Origin of the sequence: Chryseobacterium vietnamense (genome assembly GCF_031454475.1) — a bacterium.
Taxonomy (GTDB): Bacteria; Bacteroidota; Bacteroidia; order Flavobacteriales; family Weeksellaceae; genus Chryseobacterium; species Chryseobacterium vietnamense.
Genome location: NZ_JAVDQX010000003.1, coordinates 482,273 through 502,184 on the forward strand (window position 1 = coordinate 482,273; position 19,912 = coordinate 502,184).

At 35.3% G+C, this 19,912-nt stretch carries 19 protein-coding genes; 2 read left to right on the forward strand and 17 right to left on the reverse strand.

From position 1 onward, the window contains the following. Positions 1-5: 5 nt before the first annotated feature. From J2786_RS16215 to J2786_RS16295, 17 genes are all read right to left on the reverse strand, one after another. Positions 6-833: a glycosyltransferase gene (locus tag J2786_RS16215; protein ID WP_052186775.1), complete on the reverse strand. Its 828-nt coding sequence runs from the start codon at positions 831-833 to the stop codon at positions 6-8. Further along, complete coding sequence (locus tag J2786_RS16220; RefSeq protein ID WP_047427376.1) at positions 830-1,651, reverse strand: glycosyltransferase family 2 protein; 822 nt, start codon at positions 1,649-1,651, stop codon at positions 830-832. Before J2786_RS16220 ends, J2786_RS16215 begins: the two co-directional genes overlap by 4 nt. Positions 1,652-1,666: 15 nt before the next feature. Next, on the reverse strand, positions 1,667-2,335 hold the full coding sequence (locus J2786_RS16225; protein ID WP_047427378.1) for a Rossmann-fold NAD(P)-binding domain-containing protein: 669 nt from the start codon (positions 2,333-2,335) through the stop codon (positions 1,667-1,669). Positions 2,336-2,363: 28 nt separating this feature from the next. Continuing rightward, positions 2,364-3,209, reverse strand: a complete 846-nt coding sequence (locus J2786_RS16230) for a glycosyltransferase family 2 protein (RefSeq protein WP_052186777.1) — start codon at positions 3,207-3,209, stop codon at positions 2,364-2,366. Then, positions 3,202-4,326, reverse strand: coding sequence for a glycosyltransferase WbsX family protein (locus tag J2786_RS16235; protein WP_047427381.1), 1,125 nt, complete (start codon positions 4,324-4,326; stop codon positions 3,202-3,204). The genes J2786_RS16230 and J2786_RS16235 overlap by 8 nt, the downstream gene beginning before the upstream one ends. 2 nt (positions 4,327-4,328) lie before the next feature. Next, positions 4,329-4,943 carry a DapH/DapD/GlmU-related protein gene (locus tag J2786_RS16240; RefSeq protein WP_082001901.1) on the reverse strand — a complete coding sequence of 205 codons (615 nt, stop codon included), beginning with the start codon at positions 4,941-4,943 and terminating at the stop codon, positions 4,329-4,331. 33 nt (positions 4,944-4,976) lie between these two features. Next, positions 4,977-6,119 carry a dTDP-4-amino-4,6-dideoxygalactose transaminase gene (gene rffA, locus J2786_RS16245; protein WP_142018428.1) on the reverse strand — a complete coding sequence of 381 codons (1,143 nt, stop codon included), beginning with the start codon at positions 6,117-6,119 and terminating at the stop codon, positions 4,977-4,979. Beyond that, positions 6,116-7,255, reverse strand: a complete 1,140-nt coding sequence (locus J2786_RS16250; RefSeq protein ID WP_047427387.1) for an acyltransferase family protein — start codon at positions 7,253-7,255, stop codon at positions 6,116-6,118. The genes rffA and J2786_RS16250 overlap by 4 nt, the downstream gene beginning before the upstream one ends. A 3-nt stretch (positions 7,256-7,258) precedes the next feature. Then, entirely contained in the window at positions 7,259-7,891 is a 633-nt protein-coding gene (locus J2786_RS16255; protein WP_047427390.1) for an acetyltransferase, read from the reverse strand. Beyond that, positions 7,888-9,012 carry an ATP-grasp domain-containing protein gene (locus J2786_RS16260; protein ID WP_047427391.1) on the reverse strand — a complete coding sequence of 375 codons (1,125 nt, stop codon included), beginning with the start codon at positions 9,010-9,012 and terminating at the stop codon, positions 7,888-7,890. The genes J2786_RS16255 and J2786_RS16260 overlap by 4 nt, the downstream gene beginning before the upstream one ends. A 44-nt stretch (positions 9,013-9,056) precedes the next feature. Further along, positions 9,057-10,916, reverse strand: a complete 1,860-nt coding sequence (locus J2786_RS16265; RefSeq protein WP_185097521.1) for a DCC1-like thiol-disulfide oxidoreductase family protein — start codon at positions 10,914-10,916, stop codon at positions 9,057-9,059. Continuing rightward, positions 10,909-12,231 (reverse strand): glycosyltransferase, encoded by a 1,323-nt coding sequence (locus J2786_RS16270; RefSeq protein ID WP_047427396.1) that lies wholly within the window; start codon positions 12,229-12,231, stop codon positions 10,909-10,911. Before J2786_RS16270 ends, J2786_RS16265 begins: the two co-directional genes overlap by 8 nt. A 3-nt stretch (positions 12,232-12,234) precedes the next feature. Next, the gene (locus tag J2786_RS16275; protein ID WP_047427398.1) at positions 12,235-13,470 is read right to left on the reverse strand and encodes an ABC transporter ATP-binding protein; all 1,236 of its coding nucleotides are present in this window, start codon (positions 13,468-13,470) and stop codon (positions 12,235-12,237) included. Between the two features lie 33 nt (positions 13,471-13,503). Further along, entirely contained in the window at positions 13,504-14,352 is an 849-nt protein-coding gene (locus J2786_RS16280; RefSeq protein WP_047427400.1) for an ABC transporter permease, read from the reverse strand. Between the two features lie 174 nt (positions 14,353-14,526). Beyond that, a complete protein-coding gene (gene rfbA, locus J2786_RS16285; protein ID WP_047427403.1) occupies positions 14,527-15,390 on the reverse strand; it encodes a glucose-1-phosphate thymidylyltransferase RfbA in 864 nt (287 codons plus the stop codon). Between the two features lie 125 nt (positions 15,391-15,515). Further along, entirely contained in the window at positions 15,516-16,595 is a 1,080-nt protein-coding gene (gene rfbB / locus J2786_RS16290; protein ID WP_047427405.1) for a dTDP-glucose 4,6-dehydratase, read from the reverse strand. 4 nt (positions 16,596-16,599) lie between these two features. Beyond that, positions 16,600-17,913 carry a UDP-glucose dehydrogenase family protein gene (locus tag J2786_RS16295; RefSeq protein WP_047427407.1) on the reverse strand — a complete coding sequence of 438 codons (1,314 nt, stop codon included), beginning with the start codon at positions 17,911-17,913 and terminating at the stop codon, positions 16,600-16,602. A gap of 214 nt (positions 17,914-18,127) precedes the next feature. Between J2786_RS16295 and rimP the strand changes: the two genes are divergently transcribed. Both rimP and nusA read left to right on the forward strand, forming a co-directional pair. After that, positions 18,128-18,595, forward strand: coding sequence for a ribosome assembly cofactor RimP (gene rimP / locus J2786_RS16300; RefSeq protein WP_034691441.1), 468 nt, complete (start codon positions 18,128-18,130; stop codon positions 18,593-18,595). A 16-nt stretch (positions 18,596-18,611) separates the two neighbouring features. After that, positions 18,612-19,847: a transcription termination factor NusA gene (gene nusA / locus J2786_RS16305; RefSeq protein WP_034691439.1), complete on the forward strand. Its 1,236-nt coding sequence runs from the start codon at positions 18,612-18,614 to the stop codon at positions 19,845-19,847. Positions 19,848-19,912 lie beyond the last annotated feature (65 nt).

A 19,912-nucleotide genomic window follows, 5' to 3' on the forward strand; every position in this document is an offset into this window, starting at 1 on the left:
GGATCTTATCTTTTAAAAATTTTTTTCAAAATAAGTCCCATCACAAACGGTACTCTTGCAATATTATGCTGAAGGGTCTTGAACCTGTCAATTGTAAATTTTGTATCTTCAGTCATTCCATATTCTGAAAAATCAACCTCAGGAACCGCTTTATGTTTAAAAGTAACATTCATCAGATTGTACTGATGGATGATCTGTATGTACATTTCCTTACTGTCTTCCACGGAGAAATCCGGATAATGACGATAGCTGTTATGCGCTCTCTCCTTTAACATGGTTTTGAAGTTGTCTACACTTTCTGCAAGGCTTACAAAAGGATTTACGACAGCATTATATACATTTACAACGGCTTTACGACCCGGAAGCATTGTCAGCTGATATCCTCTTCTTAAGTCAATCACAAGATCATGAATCGGCTTGAAGTGCTCCTGTACGGTTTTTATATAGTCCTGATGAAGCATATCATCATTATCAAGCTCACTGGTGATGACAAATTTTGTCTCAGAAGTGAAGAACTGAGGAATTACTTCTACTGCTTTGGTTTTCATTGCATCAAAATCCTCTACAAAAACAGCTCTGAAAACAGGATATTCTGCTTCGATTTCTTTGATGATTTTTCTAAACTTATCAGATGTATTGGTGTCAAAGAAAGTGAGCCATATATAGTTTTGGTTAGTCTGATTTTTATAGGAAGGAAGTACATAAGTTCTGAATAACTTGAAGCGGTCATCCAGCCATTCTTCCGTTAGAGGTTTATATCCTGAACGTGTTTCGTTCCAACCTTTTGTAGGAACATTGAATCTTGTCATAATCACGTGTACAAACTGACTCATCTCAATAAATTTTTTAAAAAGTTAAATATTCTGTAAGGTTTACTGTTGTAGATATTCTCCAGTTTTTTTTCATAAAATGTTTTTCTGTTTAAAAGGGCAATATAACTGGGGAAAAACTCATGAAACAGTGCTTTGTGTTTTTCATATACGGCATGGTAGATAAACTCTTTTTTATCATTACTGCCGGTAATATCTTTTATCATGGAAGTGTCCGGATGGGATCTGTAGTTGAAAACAACATAATCAATTTTTGTTACAGGCTGGTTCCTGTGCGAAGATATAAGTTGTATCCAAAACTCCCAGTCTTCAAATCCATGTCTTAATTTTTCGTCATACGTAATGCCTTCATCAAAATACTTTTTGGCAAACATAGAAGTACAGTATAATTTATTCCCCAAAAGCAATTCCCGAAGGGTAAACGTTTCCTGTAAATTTGACTTTTTGCTGGTATGGCCAAAGGTAACGGTATCAGAAAAAACAATTAAGGTATCAGGATTCTGATCAAATACGGCCACCATCTTTTCTAAAGCCAGCGGGTTAAGTGTATCATCTGCATCCAACGGCAGAATATAGTCTCCTGAAGCATTTCTGATTCCTGTATTCCGGGCACCTGAAAGGCCTTTATTTTCCTGATAAACATAGCGTATTTTATCATTTTCAAGTTTTCCGGATACTACTGCAGTATCATCAGTAGAGCCGTCATCTAAAATAATACATTCCCAGTTTGTATAGGATTGGTTCATTACAGACTGGATGCATTCTTCCAGATATTTTGCATGATTAAAACAGGGAACAATAATGGAAACTTTATTTTTCATTCGATATGTTTTATTTTATAAATAGGCTGAAAATAATTTTCTTAAGTAGTCCTCGGAAGAGATTCCCGTGAAAAAAGATTCTGTGCGGGGATTAAACTCTATATTATAATAAGACCCTTCATCAATATTTTTAAACACTGCTTTTTTTCCTAAATACTGTTCCAGCTGAAACAAAATTTCAGGCAGAGAATACTGGTAAGGATAGGTGAGATTAATAATTTCATTGTTCAGTACATCAATATATTGTTTTGTAAATAAAGCAATATCATCAGTACCAATGAGAATTCTCTTTGCATTGTTGTGTATGGTGAATTGGGTTCCGGACACAATTGAGTTCTTAAGAAAGTTGATTAATGTGTTTGGATTTCCTCCACGGCCTACTGCATTTCCAATTCTGAAAATGACAAAGTTTTTACAGTGTTCTGTAATGAATTTTTCAGCATTAAGCTTATGGTTTACGTATGGACTTTCTTTTTTTGTAGGATCATAAATACTGCAGGTTGAAAAATAAACCAGTTTTTTATCCGGAAATTCTTCTGTCGCTTTTGTTAACAGAGAGATTTCTCTTTCAAATTCTGCAGGATTCTTTTCCAGAGAATTGGAAACCCCAGATGCAAAAAAAAGTATATCTTCTCTGTCATAAGGTCTTACGGCTGCTGCCAAAATTCCATTGCCAATAATCATATATTTTTATCTAAACGGTTTAAAAATCTTACAGGTACCTGAAGATTTTGAATAGTCCAAGTTTATTTCCCAGTTTTGCCCATCGTGAATTCTTCACACGATCCAGCTTATCAAGAGTATATTTGTATTTGTTTTTCGGAATATAGTTCTCAAGGAAAAGATCTTCAATATTTATGTTTCTTCTTTCAGCCATTTTTATAAGAGCTACCCAATGCCAGAACAGTGCTTTTTCCGTGTTCTTTGTAGTAGATATTCCATTTTGGTGAATTCTGTACAGATACAGATCTTCATCTATATATTGTACAGGAGCTACTTCACACATTTTCATGTACCAGTCTTTATCTTCCGCAATTTTTAAAAACGGATCAATACCGGAAGTTTTTTCGTAGATCTTTTTCTTAAAAGTAGCAAAATGAGAAATTTCACCATTAAAATTATAGTAAGAGTGATCCAGCTCAGTAATCTGCTTCGCTTTGTGTACTGATTTGGGATTCAGATGTTCATCACAAAATACCAGATTGGAATAGACCATTCCTGCTTCAGGATATTCAGAATGCGTTTTTAAAACAGATTCCAGGGCGTGGCTAGCCAACGCATCATCCGGATCTAAAAAACCGCATATTTCAGATTCAGCAAGCTGTATTAGTCTCTTTTTGGTATATCCGATTCCTCTGTTTTGATCATTTTGATTGATTTTAACCCGCGGATCATTACCTATAAGTTTTCTTATAACTTCAAGAGAATCATCAGTAGAGCCGTCGTCTAAAATTACTGCTTCCCAGTCTGTTTCAGTCTGAGCCGTTAAACTTTGGTAACATTTTTCAAAAAAGTGACCATTATTATAATTGGCAATAAGTACACTGAATTTACTCATTTCTACTGTGTTTATTCAAGATTTTTTTTAATGCATTCAAGTACCCGAAGCCATTTTTTCTATCCGGTTCCAAAATGTTTCCTTCTGCCCACTCGTTCCAGGATTTAACAATTAAAAACTGTTCCGGATAGTCTTTTTTATCTTCAAGATATTTTGCCGCTTTTTCTACCTGCTTTTCAAACAGTTCCGGTGAATTGTTGGCCAGTATAATTCCTCTGTAACCGCTTCTTGGAGTATTGTCCCAATTAGGCAGGATACATGGATAGGTAGGAACATTGCTTTCTTCAAACTTCAAGTCATTGACGACTTGTTGCGCATCCTGAATTCTGACTTTTGGCTGTTCTTTTTTCTTAATTCCGATTAATCCTTTTATCCTGTTTTTATAGTATTGAGAGTGGGAAATGTATTCTTTTTTATTAATATGAGGAACCCAGGCTTTGTGAAAGGCATTGGAAATCTTGCTGTCATATCCCATAGATTGAAAATCAAGGTCATCAGAAAGTTTATTGGAAGCCATTACATACAACCCGTCAAATCCGTTTTCTATGGCAAGAGCTCTGAATTTTGAGATATAGTGCGGATCACCTTCATTGAGATGATTAGGATCGTAGATAATGAAAAGAGGTTTATTATCCACTTTGATATATCTTTCGTCCTTGAAGAAAGGAAGCAGGTATTCGAAATGGGCAATTAAATCCTGCTCATCAGGATAAGTCTGTTCTGCCAGTATTTTTTCTGATAATCCATGCCATATTCCTGACCATGTTTCGTTGGCCCAACAGAAGCAGAAAGGGAAATCCGGTTTTCCTGATTTCAGTACATCATTAGCCACGCGCTCCAACAATTGTTTGCCGCTGCCAAACCAGTAATGATAAAAGATAAACCCATGTACTCCATAATCTTTTGCCATCTGGGCCTGCTGTTCTCTTACTTCGGGAACGCGCAGGTCATAATATCCCAGATCTGCAGGGAATATAGGCTGCTCGTGTCCTTCGAATAAAGGTTGGGCTTTACTTACATTAGTCCATTCTGTAAATCCTTTTCCCCACCATTCGTCATTTTCCGGAACGGGGTGATATTGAGGGAGGTAAAATGCAAGCGGTTTTATTTTTTTCATAATCAGTTTTCTAATGTTTTTATTAATCTGGCGGGAATTCCAGCTATCACTGAATTTTTTGGGAAGCTCTTATTCACTACAGAGTTGGCGCCTATAATAGAATTTTCACCAATAGTAACCCCGGGAAGGATACATACTCCTTCACCAATCCATACATTATCTTCAATAATAATGGGACCTTTGGAATGTAAAGGCCTTGCAGCAGGAATATTTTTCAGGTCATTAGCCGTTATATTGCCATGGGAATGATCAGAAATATATATTCTGCTGGCCATAAGGACATTATTTCCTATGACAATTTTATTGATTGCTCCGATATGAACATCGGAATTGCAGACCACATTATCACCAATAATTATTTCAGGGTGAAATACTTCTCCCTGAAAACGATCCCAGGCTTCCAGCCTTAAATGGTATAAAGAACTGAAATTTTCACCTATCGAGATATATTTAGGGTTTTTTATCCAGTGTTCTTCAGGTAATGCAGAATTCGTTCCGAATTTTTTGAAGCTCTTCTGAGCCCAGGCATTCAGTTTGTTTTGCTGATGGGTTTTATAAGCATTCGAATTCAGTATATCAAATAAAAAACCGACAATATATTTTTTTAGAAAATTCATGTTTTGTGATTGAGAAGTGATGGGGCAGTTATATTATTTTGTAAAAAAACTGTTGATCAGTTCTATGATCTTATGCTGTTCAGTTTCAGATAATTCATAATAAAATGGCAGTCGCAGCAGGCAATCTGTGAAATGATCAGAGTTTGGAATATCTATTTCAGGATTGTTTGCAAGGAAGAAATCACTTTTATTCAAGCTTAAATAATGGAAAACCGGGTGTATATCCTGCGCCTTTAAATATTGAATAAGATTTGTTCTTTCTTCATAGCTTCTGCAGACAATATAATACATGTGAGCATTGTTTGTTGCATAGGAAGGCATGTCCGGCAAAGTAATGAAGCCTTTTTCCTGCAGTGCAGAAAGTCCGTTCTGATAATTGTTCCAGATCTCTAATCTTTTTTTCTGAATAATTTCCAGATTCTCTAATTGTGCATACAAAAAAGCCGATATAATCTCTGAAGGTAGGAAAGATGAACCGAGATCCACCCAGCCATATTTGTTTACTTCACCTCTGAAGAAGGCACTTCTGTTTGTTCCTTTTTCGCGGATTACTTCAGCGCGGTCAAAATATTGTGGATCATTAATGGCTAACATTCCACCTTCTCCGGCAATGATATTTTTGGTTTCATGAAACGAAAAGGCCGCAAAATGGCCTATAGAACCCAGCGCCTTTCTTGTTCCGTCTGAGAAAGTATAATAGCTGTCAATTGCCTGTGCTGCATCTTCCACCACAAACAAATTGTGTTTGTGAGCCAGCTCCATAATTTTTTCCATATCACATGCCACACCAGCGTAATGTACAGGGACAATTACTTTGGTTTTTTCGGTGATATGTTTTTCTATTTCTACCGGATCAATATTGGGATTGTCATGGCAGGAGTCTACAAAAACTATTTTTGCTCCCCTCAGTGCAAAGGCATTAGCAGAGGAAACAAAAGTATAACTGGGAACAATTACTTCGTCTCCTGGCTCCACATTGCACAAAATAGCAGCCATCTCCAGTGCATCCGTGCATGATGTAGTCATCAGTACTTTAGGAAAATGATATTTCTGTTCAAAAAACTGCTGGCACTTTTTCGTAAACATTCCGTCACCGGAAATTTTACCGCTCTTTACAGCTTCTTCTATATATGTGAGTTCTTTGCCAATAATAAATGGCTTGTTAAATGGGATCATAGTGTTTTAAATTTTGAATCTTTGATGTCTATAAATTTTTTTTCAATGTATCTATACGAGCCATAACTGACTAAAATAGTTATACCTGGTATGAACATAAATACACCAATATTAAATACAAATATATTATTATAAAATATTAATAGCTTATAAAATACGGGGAATATTAAAAACATAATCAGGGGATGGTACATGTAAATCCCATAAGAGATCGTTCCTAAGAATGAAAAATATCTGCTCCTTAACACCGCTTTATTGGATGAGTTTATGCTTATTATAATCAATAATAGAAAAACAAACCCTAAAATAATATTTTGAATATACAGCTTAAAAACAGGAATAGAAATTAAAATGGCTATTAACAATAGTACACCAGCATATAGGATATTACTCTTTGTATACTGAGTTATTTCTTCAGTGTTTTTATAATAAAAATAGCCTCCCAATGCCCCAATGGCCATAAATTCAAACGGAATGATGGTAACAATTGTGCCTATCAATGAGTTTGGAAACTGGAGATTAATAACAGCAAAAACAGCCAAAATGGATAAAAAAACCAAAAGCATTGTTTTTCTGTTACAAAAGGAGATAATGATGGGCCAGATGATATAAAACTGTTCTTCTACCCCTACAGACCACGATTGAGAAGCTCCTGCAAGAATTTTTCCTGCCTTCACTGCAAAATTGGGAAGAAACGTAAAGTAGAGAAGGAAAGATTTCAAATCATAGTTTGAAGCATCTTTTATTAAATGGTAGTAAGATTGAGTGATAGAGAATAAAGGAAAAATAAAGGTTAACAGTGGAACGATAATAAAGGATATAAAAAGGATAATATAGTACAAAGGCCAGATTCTGAAAATTCTTCTTAAATAGAACTTTTTAAGATTGATAGTGCTGTTTTTTTCTTTTTCAGACAGCAGAAGGTAAGTGATCAGAAATCCACTCAATACAAAAAACAGATACACCCCATTTTTTCCCAAATGCTCAATCCAATACAGCGTATATTCAGAATCAAATAAACTTTCTATTTTATCACGGTGTTTAAATAATTCAATATGATGCAGGATGACAGATAAAGCAGCTATTGCTCTCAGTTCATTTAATCCTCCAAAAAAAATATTTTTTTTTATTCCCATGGATTATCGTATAAATCTTACCGGATTTCCTACATAGAGACCAGGTTGGGAGATATTTTTAATAACTACTGCACCGCCTCCCAGCTGTACTTTTTCTACAATATTGATGTTGTCAATAATGGTACTGTTTATGCCAAGAATACATTGTTCCGAAATAGAAACAAAACCGGCTACAGCTACAGATGGAGATACAAAACAGTGATTTCCTACCAATGAATCATGAGCGATTGAACACGAAATATTGATCAACACATTATCTCCGATTTTCACATTCTGATCTATCATGCTATACGGATAAATTACTGTGCCTTCTCCTATTGTTGCGGAAGGATCAATATAGCTTGTAGAATGAATAAAGGTATAAAAAGGAATTTTATTTTTAAAAGTTTCAAATATCTGTTTTTTAAATTCTAAGTGTTTATAACCGATAGCAATAATTATTTCATCAAAGATACCTTGCTGAAAAATACTGATCACATCTCCTTTTCCTCCTAATATGGGAAGATCTTTAACGCTGTTTCCTTTTTCCATAAAGTCATCAAAAAAACCAATGACTTTATCATCGGTATCCGTTTGAATATGATGCAGAATCTGCTGTCCAAGGTGGCCTGATCCGATTATAGCAATACGTTTCATAACAAATCAATTTTTTTGTCCGACTGATAAATTAAATACCCGGATCGGTCATTACTGGAATGTGCATTTTGTAACGAAGGATTGGTTATTTCCTTTTTTACAATATAGTCCTCCAATTGGTTTTCTGTAAAATATGGCAACAGTTGTTTGGTGTTTTCGGATAGAAAATATACTCCGGAATATTTCTTTTGTGTTATCTCAAGGGGGAATATGAATTGGCCTAATGCAATATCTAAAACAGCCTGTACATAATCAAACCCTGTAGAGAGCTGAACCAGATCAGAACCAATAAAATCTCCACCCATACGGCTTCCTATTTCAATCGGATAAACATCACCGTTTTCGGTTATCATAAGCTCAACATGTGCGGCTCCGTTTTCAACCTTTGTTGCATTCAGGATTGCATAGGTGATATCCAGTATTTTATTTTGAATATGCTCAGGGAATGAAGTAGGCTGATGATGTGCCAATTCCACAAAATAAGGTTCCGTGGTGATGACTTTATCTGTAATTGTTATAATTCGATGCTCACCTCCGAAACTGATGGTCTCAACACTTACTTCCTTTCCTTTGATGTATTCTTCCACCACACAGGTTTTAGAGAAAGAATAGTTTATTGCATTTTCAATGGCGTCTTTAGCTTCATCAAAAGATGTTGCTTTTATCACCCCCAAGCTTCCTGATCTGTCAGAAGGCTTGATGATTAAAGGATAATTAAATGTTTTAAAATCATTGGCATTAATTTCAGAAACCGTAATGGATCTGGGTGATCTGATATTATGTTCTTCAAAACATTTTCTCATCAATGACTTATTGGTTGTCAGTAATGAACATTCAATGCTGTTTCCCGGAAGATTGAGCTCATAGGCTACGTAGGCTATTGTTGGAATACAGATGTCAGTGGCAATGGTAAGAATGCCATCAATGCCTATTTCTTTACATTTTTCGAGAATTAAATCCTTTTCCAGAACAGAGATATCATAAAAATAATCTGCGTATTCTTTGCATACTGCTCTTCCATCATCCCAGGCGAAACAATGTACTTCATGCCCGTTTTCTTTTGCCTTCTGAACAAGCGGCATCTGTAAATAACTGGCTCCTAATATTGCAATCTTTTTCATCAGAGAATATTTAAATTTGATAGGTGATAATCTGTTTAAAAAATTTATAAAGTTTCAATTTCAGGAATCTGGATTGAACATTTTTTATTACTCCATGCCGCTACTCCTACGTCAGTCCATTGTTTTTCCATCTGTTTTTTCAGGAACCCTTTTTCCCAATGATAAGGAGTTGTATCTATTTTTTTTAGCTTAATAATAAATTTAGCATCATCTAAATTAACATTATTCTGATAGGCCCAGAAAGCTGTGAAATCCTGTATTCCTTTCTTCAGGTTAGATTGATCAATTTCATTGTTGTTTACTCTGAAAGTCCATTTTACCCATACAGGACCATAATAGAGAGAGGTTCCGGGAGTTCCGTCTTTGTTGATGATGGGCAGCCATTTTTCATTGCCATTATTGTCAAGGTAAGCAACGGCAACAATATGATTATAGTTACTGAAATGGTAGTCCATAAAAACAGCATGATGGGTAATTCCCAGAAAAGTTTTGGCAGGTCTTTCTACAGCATCTGAAAACTTGTTTATTGCGCGGCTTATAGAAGTTTTTTCAAACCCTCCTTTATAACCTATAGAATTGTATGAGATGATAACCTGTATCAGGATAATAAACCCAAGTCCCCATTTGATCCCGGATATTTTCAGATCTTTTAACGTGTAATTCTGGAGAATTTTAAAGCTGTCCTCATCCTGAGGCAATGTTGGAGGAGTATAGCCGCAGTTTTCTTCGGTGCAACGTTCTGTATTTCTGTTTTTTGCAACAAATTGATATACTGATTTTCCTAGATGATAAATTCCGGGTACTCTTAAAAACCAGCTCAGCGGTTTCAGATAGGGAATAGCGTTAAAAACCTGGATATAGGTATCTAATCCTTTATATATTTTCCCATTTTTTATGGAATGGATGTCATTCAACAGATCATCGGTGGGAATATCTTTTAAGAGTTCTTCCTGTTCGGCATAATACTGAACTGTTTTAAAATCTATCCTTCCTGTGATATCAAAATGCTGAATGATAATCTTTGTACGGTTGCACAAAGGACATTCACCATCATAATAAAATACCATTTGAGGTTTTTTCCTGTTTACTGTAAATAATTTTTCCCAGCATGCAACAGGAACCATTAATAAATAGATGGAGCACATTCCTAATCCAAACCATGGAATAGGATAGCAGATGGAGATCCCGAGATGTAATCCTAAACCAATAATAAGCAAAGGAACACGCCACTTTTTACGGAAAAAGGTAAAGATAAATAGCAATTCGAAGATTAAGGTGAGGTATCCTAAAAATAACATCAGATATTCCTGGTCTAAAATCTCCGGAATAGAAAAGAAGTTAGTGAAAGGAAAACTGGTTGGATACCATACCCCCAAGCCTTTAGTCCAGTAAGAAGATGTGGATTTATAAAATATAGAATCGAAATATACAAATGCAACTCCAATAAAAATAGGAATAAGATAGCTTAGAGCATTTACCTTTTTAGGAGGATCATAGTTGAAGCGGGTATTGGAATATTTTAGTTTATTAATAAGGCGGTCTAATGACAGATTTCTTGATATGGGCAAAAATATCATCAGGAAATTGATTCCCAGATAAGCATAAAACATATGATATTCATAAGTGTTGATGCTGCCAATAAGAATGATGGTCATCAAATAATTAATGATGGTTGCTAATCTTGTAAAAAGACCAAATATAATGAAGATGATGGCAATCATCCAGATTTTAATGGGAATTCCAAAATCAATTTCCGCAGGATGTATAAAGGGAATTTCGTCAAAAATAAGGTGTCTGAAATAGTTAAACTGTGTAACTCCGCATAGCAATACTAATGAATAGAAAATTCTGAATATAGCGAGTCCCAGTCCGGAAATTTTTTTATTATATAGTTTCTTAATCATTCTGTTCCAATATTTTTGAAAAAATTTCGGATGCATACTCATACGAAGAAAATTCTTCTACCTGCTTTACAGCATTTTTAGAAAATATACTGTAAGAATCATGGTCTAATTTAAAAATCTTTTTTATTCCATCGGCTAATTTCCTGCTGTCTTTCATGGGAGCTTTATACCCGTTATAGTCATCGATGACCATATTCATGATTACTCCTGTATCAAATCCTACAACAGGTGTTCCGCAGGCCAAAGCTTCTGAAACCATCATAGGCCCGGAATCTTCAACAGATGAATTGATAAATAGGTCAGCGGCCTGATATAATAATGACAGCAATCTATAATCTTTTATATAATCTATTTTCTGCTTTTTAAAAGTTACCTTGTCAAATTCTTCATTCACCGTATTGGAAACAACAAGAAGTACAATTTTTTCTTTTAATTCCTGAGATAACTCCTGATCTAACAGCTTAAGCGCTTCAATGAGGTAGGCAAAACCTTTTCTGGGATCTTCCATGTTCTGGGCGCCTGTTAAAATGTAAAAGCAGTCGTCAGATAATGAAAAAACCTGTTTTGCTATTGATTTGTTCTTATCATTAAGCAGAGTGGTATCAATTAAGCTATTGATATTATGAATTGTCTTTTGATCTTTATAGATCTTTGAGTTTTGAGCTTGTATCAGTGTCAGTCCGGAGCCTGCAATAATTTTAAAATGAGCTTTTTTAGCGTTTTCATATTTTCTTTCAAAATTATTTTTAGCAGTTACTTTTTCATCTTCTTTTATAATAGCAGGGCAGTTTTCATCGCATCCTCTGATATAACCATCGCATCCCCAGGAAAAATGACATCCTCCTGTGAAATGATTCATATCTACTGTGATGTTATATATTTTTGCCTTTGTTGTATTGTAAATGTTCAGAAGGTCTGTACTATTGAGAAAATCAATAGTCATTCCTGTAAAAATAAAATCCGGTGTGAAGCCTGCCGTTTTTAATAAGCTGTCCACATTAATATTTGCCGTTATTTCATCTTTACTGAAGAAAGAATATTTTCTGTCTGTACTGATTGTTTTTTTTACCTCTTTAGGTTTTACAATATTAAGCCTGGTTTTGACTTTATGAATAACTGAGGTGAGCAAGCTCTGCTTTACTGGAGTAGAAGTAGGATGATTATAGGCTTTAATGAATTCTTCATTCTTTGTTTTATGTTTCACACACATAACAACTTCATGACCCATATTTTTCATAATATGAGCTACTTTGTACATGGCTTCATAAGCACCATTTACATCACCTGTCGAAAGAATTAATATTTTTTTACCCATTGTTTACATCCATATTACAGGTGGAGTGATGATTCCGTTATCCGTATCTCCGGCAAGGAAATTCTCATGTCCTGTTTCAATGATATTAAGTTGGATTCCACCTTTTATAATATCATACAATTCTACTGACGGAGTATCTATAGCAACCGAAAGTACATAAGTATTAGGTATTAATTTACCTCCTTCAATCTTTATTGTAAAGTTATTTTCATTTTTCGCATCAAATACTTTTCTGGTGATGAAGATTACATTTTCGAACTTATCCAAAACGGCAATATTGACTCTAATGCCTGCACTTACACTTCTGTTGATGAAAGTCAGGTCTATGTTGATATCTTCATTATGTCCGAATTCTGTAGTTTCTACAGACTTATCATTATATACCCTTACCTTTTGAATCTGAGCTTTTTTGCTTATATCTTCTATATATTCAAATTCAATATTAGGCGATAATTCATTGATAATGTAGTTTTCCAATACACTGTTGATATCCCCGCGATGAGCTACCTGTCCGTTTTTCATCAATATACCTGATGTACAAAGCTGCTTAACAGCTGCCATATTATGACTTACAAAAAGAATTGTTCTTCCTTCTCCTTTGGTAACATCATTCATTTTTCCCAGACATTTTTTCTGAAATTCTGCATCCCCTACCGCTAAAACTTCATCTACAATAAGAATTTCAGATTCCAGATGAGCTGCAACAGCAAATGCCAGACGAACATACATCCCGGAAGAATATCTTTTAACAGGAGTGTCAATATACCTTTCAACGCCCGAAAAAGCTACAATTTCATCAAATTTGCTTTTGATTTCTTTTCGGGTCATTCCTAAAATGGCACCATTTAAAAACACATTTTCCCTCCCGGTCATTTCCGGATGAAAACCTGTACCAACTTCTAATAAAGAGGCAATTCTACCATTTGTATATATTTTCCCTGTCGTGGGTTTTGTTACTTTACTCAGTAATTTAAGTAACGTAGATTTCCCCGCTCCATTTCTTCCGATGATTCCTACAGCATCTCCTTTTTCTATTTCAAAATTAATATCACGAAGAGACCATACGTATTCGGAATCTCCTTTTGTAGTTCTGTCATTGGTTTCTCCAATTTTCAGATAAGGATCTTCTTTTCCTCTTACTTTATGCCAGAATCTATTTAAATCATGAGAAAGAGTTCCTGTTCCGACTTGTCCCAGACGGTATTGTTTAGATATGTTTTCTGCTTTTAAAGCCAGCATGTTTTTTAATTTAAATTTTTAAACAGGGAATAATTACACCGTATCCATAAAAGTTTTTTCAACTTTATTGAAAATTACAATTCCTATTGCCATGATGACAAGGATGATAACAGAACTTATGCCTAACATGAGAGGGGAAAAGTCACCAACACCTAACCAGGCATACTTGAAACATTCAAAAATACCTGTTAAAGGATTATACAAAGCAAGCTTCTTGAAAAATCCTGGTAATGATGAAACCGGATATATCACTGGTGTGGCATACATATATAAACTCACTCCAAAGCCAAGCAGCATGGCAAGATCTTTATACTTAGTGGTAAGAGCAGAAAAAATCATACCCAGTCCCAATGAGAAAAGAGCCATCAATAAAATAAGCAGAGGAGTTGCCAATACCCAAATATTAGGGTGAACCTTTCCTTCACTCAGGTAATATACCCACACAAGAATAAATAAAAGAAACTGTACCCCAAACCGCATCAGGTTGGAGATAACAATGGATAACGGAGTCACCAGTCTTGGAAAATATACTTTTCCGAAGATTCCTGCATTTCCTGTAAAAGTGGAGGAGGTAGCCAGTAGTGAAGAAGAAAAATAATTCCAGAGAGTAACACCAGCCAGATAAAAGATGAGTGGCGGAGCTCCATCTGTAGGTAATTTGGCAATTCTTCCAAAAATAACCAAATAGACAATGGTTGTTAAAATGGGATTGATAAAAAACCAGATTGGGCCTAAAATAGTCTGCTTAAAGCTGGATACAAAATCTCTTTTTACAAACATATAAACAAGATCTTTGTATCTCCAGACTTCTTTTAGCTTCAAGTCAAATAACGAATGATCTGCATCAATCGTTTCAGTCCACTTCTGTTGTGGTTCATTCATCTGTGTAAGTTTTTGCAAATTTATAATAATTAATTCTTACCGTATCTCTTAGTTTATGAATTTTCATTGTCAATAAAACTAAAAATCAACAACTAATATATTGATATTTGACGGTATGAACAAAAACTATTGGCCATAAAGCCAATAGTCTATGAATTTTATAAATTATATTTGTTATTTTCCGATAAGTTGTTTCAGGTATTCGCCGTATCCGCTTTTACCATATTTGGTGGCCGTTTCAAGCAGTTTTTCTTCATCAATGAACTTATTTCTGAAGGCAATTTCTTCAATACAGCCAATTTTAAACCCTTGTCTTTTTTCAATAACACTTACAAATTCTGAAGCATCATGAAGAGAGTCAAATGTTCCGGTATCCAGCCATGCAGTTCCTCTGTTAAGAACCGCTACTTCAAGTTTTCCATTGTTTAAATAAACATTGTTGATATCTGTGATTTCCAGCTCACCTCTTGCGGAAGGTTTGATATTTTTCGCAATTTCTACGACATTATTATCATAAAAATAAAGGCCGGGGACAGCATAGTTTGATTTAGGATTTAAAGGCTTTTCTTCAATAGAAACCGCTTTCAAGTTTTTGTCAAATTCCACCACTCCATATCTTTCAGGATCTGCTACGTGGTAAGCAAAAACAACTCCTCCTTCAGGATTGGTTTTGTTTTTCAATAAAGTACCCATTTCGGAACCGTAGAAAATATTATCTCCCAATACCAATGCTGCGGGATCATTGCCTATAAAGTCTTCACCCAGGATAAAAGCTTGCGCTAAACCATCCGGGCTTGGCTGTACAACATATTCTATATTACAGCCAATTTGTGAGCCATCGCCCAAAAGTTTGATGAAACCTTCCTGGTCGTGTGGGGTAGTGATGATCAAAATATCTTTTATTCCTGCTAAAAGTAGTGTGGAAAGTGGATAATAGATCATGGGTTTATCGTAAACAGGCATAAGCTGCTTGCTTACGGCAATAGTTAGAGGGTAAAGTCTTGTTCCGGAACCTCCGGCTAATATTATTCCTTTCATGTTTTGATGCGTAATACGCGTATTTCTTTTGTGTTATAAATCGATTTTGTTTTGCTATTCAGGTTACGATAAAAAAGTGAAATAATTATTTCAGATTCTCTATTTGTTCCTTTAATAGCTGAGATTTAGCTGTATTGCTTGCTGTAGTAATCCTGATAATTTCCCGAAGTCACATTTTCAAGCCATTCTTTATTTTCAAGATACCAGTCGATGGTTTTTGCCAGCCCTTCTTCAAAAGTTACTGAAGGTTTCCAGCCTAAATCTTTATTCAGTTTTGTTGCATCAATAGCGTAACGTTTGTCGTGGCCCGGTCTGTCTTTAACAAAAGTAATCAGTTTTTCAGAATAGCCTTCCGGTCTTTCCAGTTTAGCATCCATTTGTTTGATCAGTTCTTTTACAAGATCAATATTCTGCCACTCATTGAATCCTCCGATATTATACGTTTCACCGGTTTTAGCTTCCTTAAAAATCTGATGAATCGCTTTGGCGTGGTCAATTACAAATAACCAGTCTCTGGTGTACTTTCCGTCACCATAAATAGGAAGTGGTTTTTCGTTAATGATATTCGAGATACAAAGAGGAATAAGCTTTTCAGGGAAATGGTTCGGACCGTAGTTGTTGGAACAGTTAGATACGATGAAAGGCATTCCGTAAGTATTTCCGTAAGCTCTTACCAAATGGTCGGAAGCAGCTTTTGAAGCTGAATACGGAGATTGTGGGTCGTACGATGTTGTTTCTAAAAAGAATCCTGTTTCGCCTAAACTTCCGTATACTTCGTCCGTGGAAATATGATAGAAAAGATTGTTTCTTTTTTCATCCGGGAATCTGCCATGCGTGTGATCAGGATTTAATGTCCAGAATTCCTTACAAAGGTTCAGAAGGTTAGCGGTGCCGTTTACATTCGTATTGATAAATGCCATTGGATCTGTAATACTTCTGTCTACGTGGCTTTCTGCTGCTAAATGTACAACAGCATCAGGACTGTATTTTTCGAAAACTTTTCTAAGTTCTTCAGGTTTTGTGATATCTGCTTTTTCGAAAACGTAATTCGGTTCATTTTCAATGTCCTTTAAGTTTTCCAGATTTCCGGCGTAGGTAAGAGCATCAAGATTGATGATTGTAATATCCGGATTGTTTTTTACAAATTCTCTTACAACGTGGGAGCCAATAAATCCGGCACCTCCTGTAATGATAATATTTTTCATTTGTTTATTTTGTGATGGTCTTTCTTCCTATACTTTTATAATGAAATCCGTTTTGTTCAGGGATTTCCAGTGGGTAAATATTTCTGCCGTCAAAAATGACTTTGTTTTTCATTTTTTTAGCCATCAGTTCAAAATTAGGGTTTTTGAATTCCGGCCATTCTGTAGCAATAAATAGCGCGTCTACATCTTCCAGTGCATCATACATTCCTTTGGCGTACTGTATTTTATCACCTAAAAGTTTCTGAACATTATTTTCTGCAACTGAATCATAGGCTATTACCTCTGCTCCTTTCTCCAGCAGTAGGGCAATGTTGTCCAATGATGAAGCTTCCCTGATATCATCTGTATTGGCTTTAAAGGCAAGCCCCCACATAGCAATTTTCTTTCCTTCAATACTTCCCCCGAAATATTTTTCAATTTCAGACACTAAAATGACTTTCTGGGTGGTATTTACATTTTCTGTAGCTTCGAGAATCTGGAAATTAAATTCCTCCTGTTTTCCCGATTTTATAAGCGCTTTTACGTCTTTAGGAAAGCAGCTTCCTCCATATCCGATCCCCGGGAATAAGAATCTGTGCCCGATTCTGTCATCACTACCCATTCCCAGTCTTACCTTATCTACATCTGCGCCTACCTTTTCACAATAGTTGGCAATTTCATTCATAAAAGTGATCTTTACTGCCAAAAATGAATTCGCAGCATATTTTGTGAGCTCCGAAGACTTCTCATCCATAAAGATAATGGGAATTCCGATATTGGTGAAGGGCTGGTATATTTTAGACATGATGTCTTTGGCTCTTTGTGAACTTGCGCCCACTACTACTCTTGAGGGATTCATTGAATCTTCAACCGCAAATCCTTCTCTTAAAAATTCCGGATTTGAAACAACATCAAAAGGTATATTTGTTTTCGCTGAGATGGTTTCTCTTACTTTGTCCGCCGTTCCTACAGGAACCGTGCTTTTATTAACAATGACTTTGTACTCAGTCATTAGTTCACCAATATTGTTAGCTACCTGAAGTACATAAGAGAGATCCGCAGATCCATCTTCTCCCGGAGGGGTTGGTAGTGCCAGGTATATAACTTCGCTCTTGTCTAAAGCTTCTTTAAGATTGGTAGTGAAAAATAATCTTTCAGACTGTATGTTTCTCAAAAACATTTCTTCAAGGTTCGGCTCATAGATGGGAACAATGCCGTTTTTCAAACCTTCTACTTTTTTTTCATCAATATCAACACAGTATACTGAATTGCCAAGTTCTGCCAGCGTAGTTCCTGTAACTAAACCTACATAACCTGTTCCTACAATCGTTATATTCAAAATGTCTGTTTTAAAATTCTAGAGACAAAAGTAATAAAAATCCTGTGACATATTCTTTTAATTTATTGTAAATGAATCTGGCGCTATTTACTTGATACTTAAGATAATTTTGCATTTTTAGAAAAAAAGCTTATATTTGCAATGGATTTACGGAAAAAATGGGAAGGCTTCGGAAGAAAGCCTTTTTTCGTACTGTAAATCAAGATAAAAATATATGGAGTTTAGAAAAAGAATTGAAGAATTATTAAATGAATTCCTTGAGACCAGAAAAGATCTGTTTCTTATTGATCTTAAAATTTCTGCAGGGGATGATATTACAGTGATTTTGGATGGTGATAACGGAGTTTCTTTGCAGGATTGTCTTGATGCAAGCCGTGCAATTGAATTCAATATGGATCGTGAAGAGCATGACTTCAGCCTTCAGGTGATGTCCGCAGGATTAAGCGAACCATTGTCCACACCAAGACAGTTCAGTAAAAACATTGGAAGAGAGATTGAAGTGATGCTGGAGGATTCTTCTAAAATTGAAGGAGAATTGTCAAAAGTAGACGATGAGAAGATCACACTTGTTCTACGTTACCGAAAGCCGAAAGATATCGGAAAAGGAAAAGTAGATGTGGAGGAGGAGAAAGAAATTTCTTATCCTGAGATCAAAAAAGCATTAGTAGTAATTAAATTTTAAAAAGAAAAAAGAATAGATGGATAATATAGCGTTGATTGAATCCTTTGGTGATTTTAAAGACGAAAAAGGGATCAGTAAGATTGATCTTATGGCAATTATTGAAGATTCACTGAAGACTCTTTTAAGAAAGAGATTTGATTCAGATGATCATTTTGATGTGATTGTAAACCCGGATAAAGGAGATTTTCAGATATTTTTAAATAAAACAATTGTAGAGGACGAAATGTCTGAAGATGATGATTTGGAAATTGAAATTTCTGAAGCTAAGAAGATTGACCCTACTTTTGAAGTAGGTGAAGACTTTACAATGGAAATTCCTGTTGCACAATTGGGAAGAAGAAATATTCTTACCCTTAAGCAGATTTTGGCTACAAAACTTCAGGAGCACAATAATGCAATGCTGTACGAGCAGTTTAGAGATAAAATTGGGGAAATTGTTGTTGGGGAAATCCACCACATCCGTCATAAGCATGTGATTCTGCTGGATGATGAAGGAAACGAATTTATTTTACCAAAAGAAAACCAGATCCCATCCGATTTCTTTAAAAAGGGTGAGAATATCAGAGCTATTGTTGAGACAGTAGACTTTAAAGGTTCTAAACCACAGATTATTATTTCCAGAACTGCACCTAAATTCCTTGAGAAATTATTAGAGCTGGAAATTCCTGAAATCCAGGACGGAACAATTATCCTGAAAAAGGTAGTGAGAATTCCTGGTGAAAAGGCGAAGATTGCAGTAGATGCTTATGATGACAGAATTGATCCGGTAGGTGCTTGTGTTGGAGTAAAAGGATCCAGAATTCATGGCGTTGTAAGAGAGTTGAGAAATGAAAACATCGATGTTATTCAGTGGTCTAAAAACCCTGAGATTTTGGTGAAGAGAGCTTTAGGAAACGTTACTGTCAATAAAATTGACATCAATGAGGATCAAAACTATGCATTAGTATATACTCCTGTTGAAGAGATTTCTAAGGTAATTGGAAAACAAGGACAGAATATTAGACTGGCTTCTTGGTTGTCAGGATATGAAATTGATGTATACAGAGAGTCCAGCGAGGATGACGATGTTGAATTGAGAGAATTTAATGACGATATCGAGCAGTGGATTTTGGATGAGTTTAAGAAAGTAGGACTTACAACTGCAAAATCAGTATTAGATAAAGAAACTGAAAGTCTTTTAAATATGGTAGACCTTGAAGAAGAAACAATCGAAGAGGTGAAACGTATTCTGAGAGAAGAATTTGAAGATTAAGATTTTAAATAAATTTTAATAAACAGTAAAAAAGAAATACTTTAATTTTAAAAATTAAAAAACAG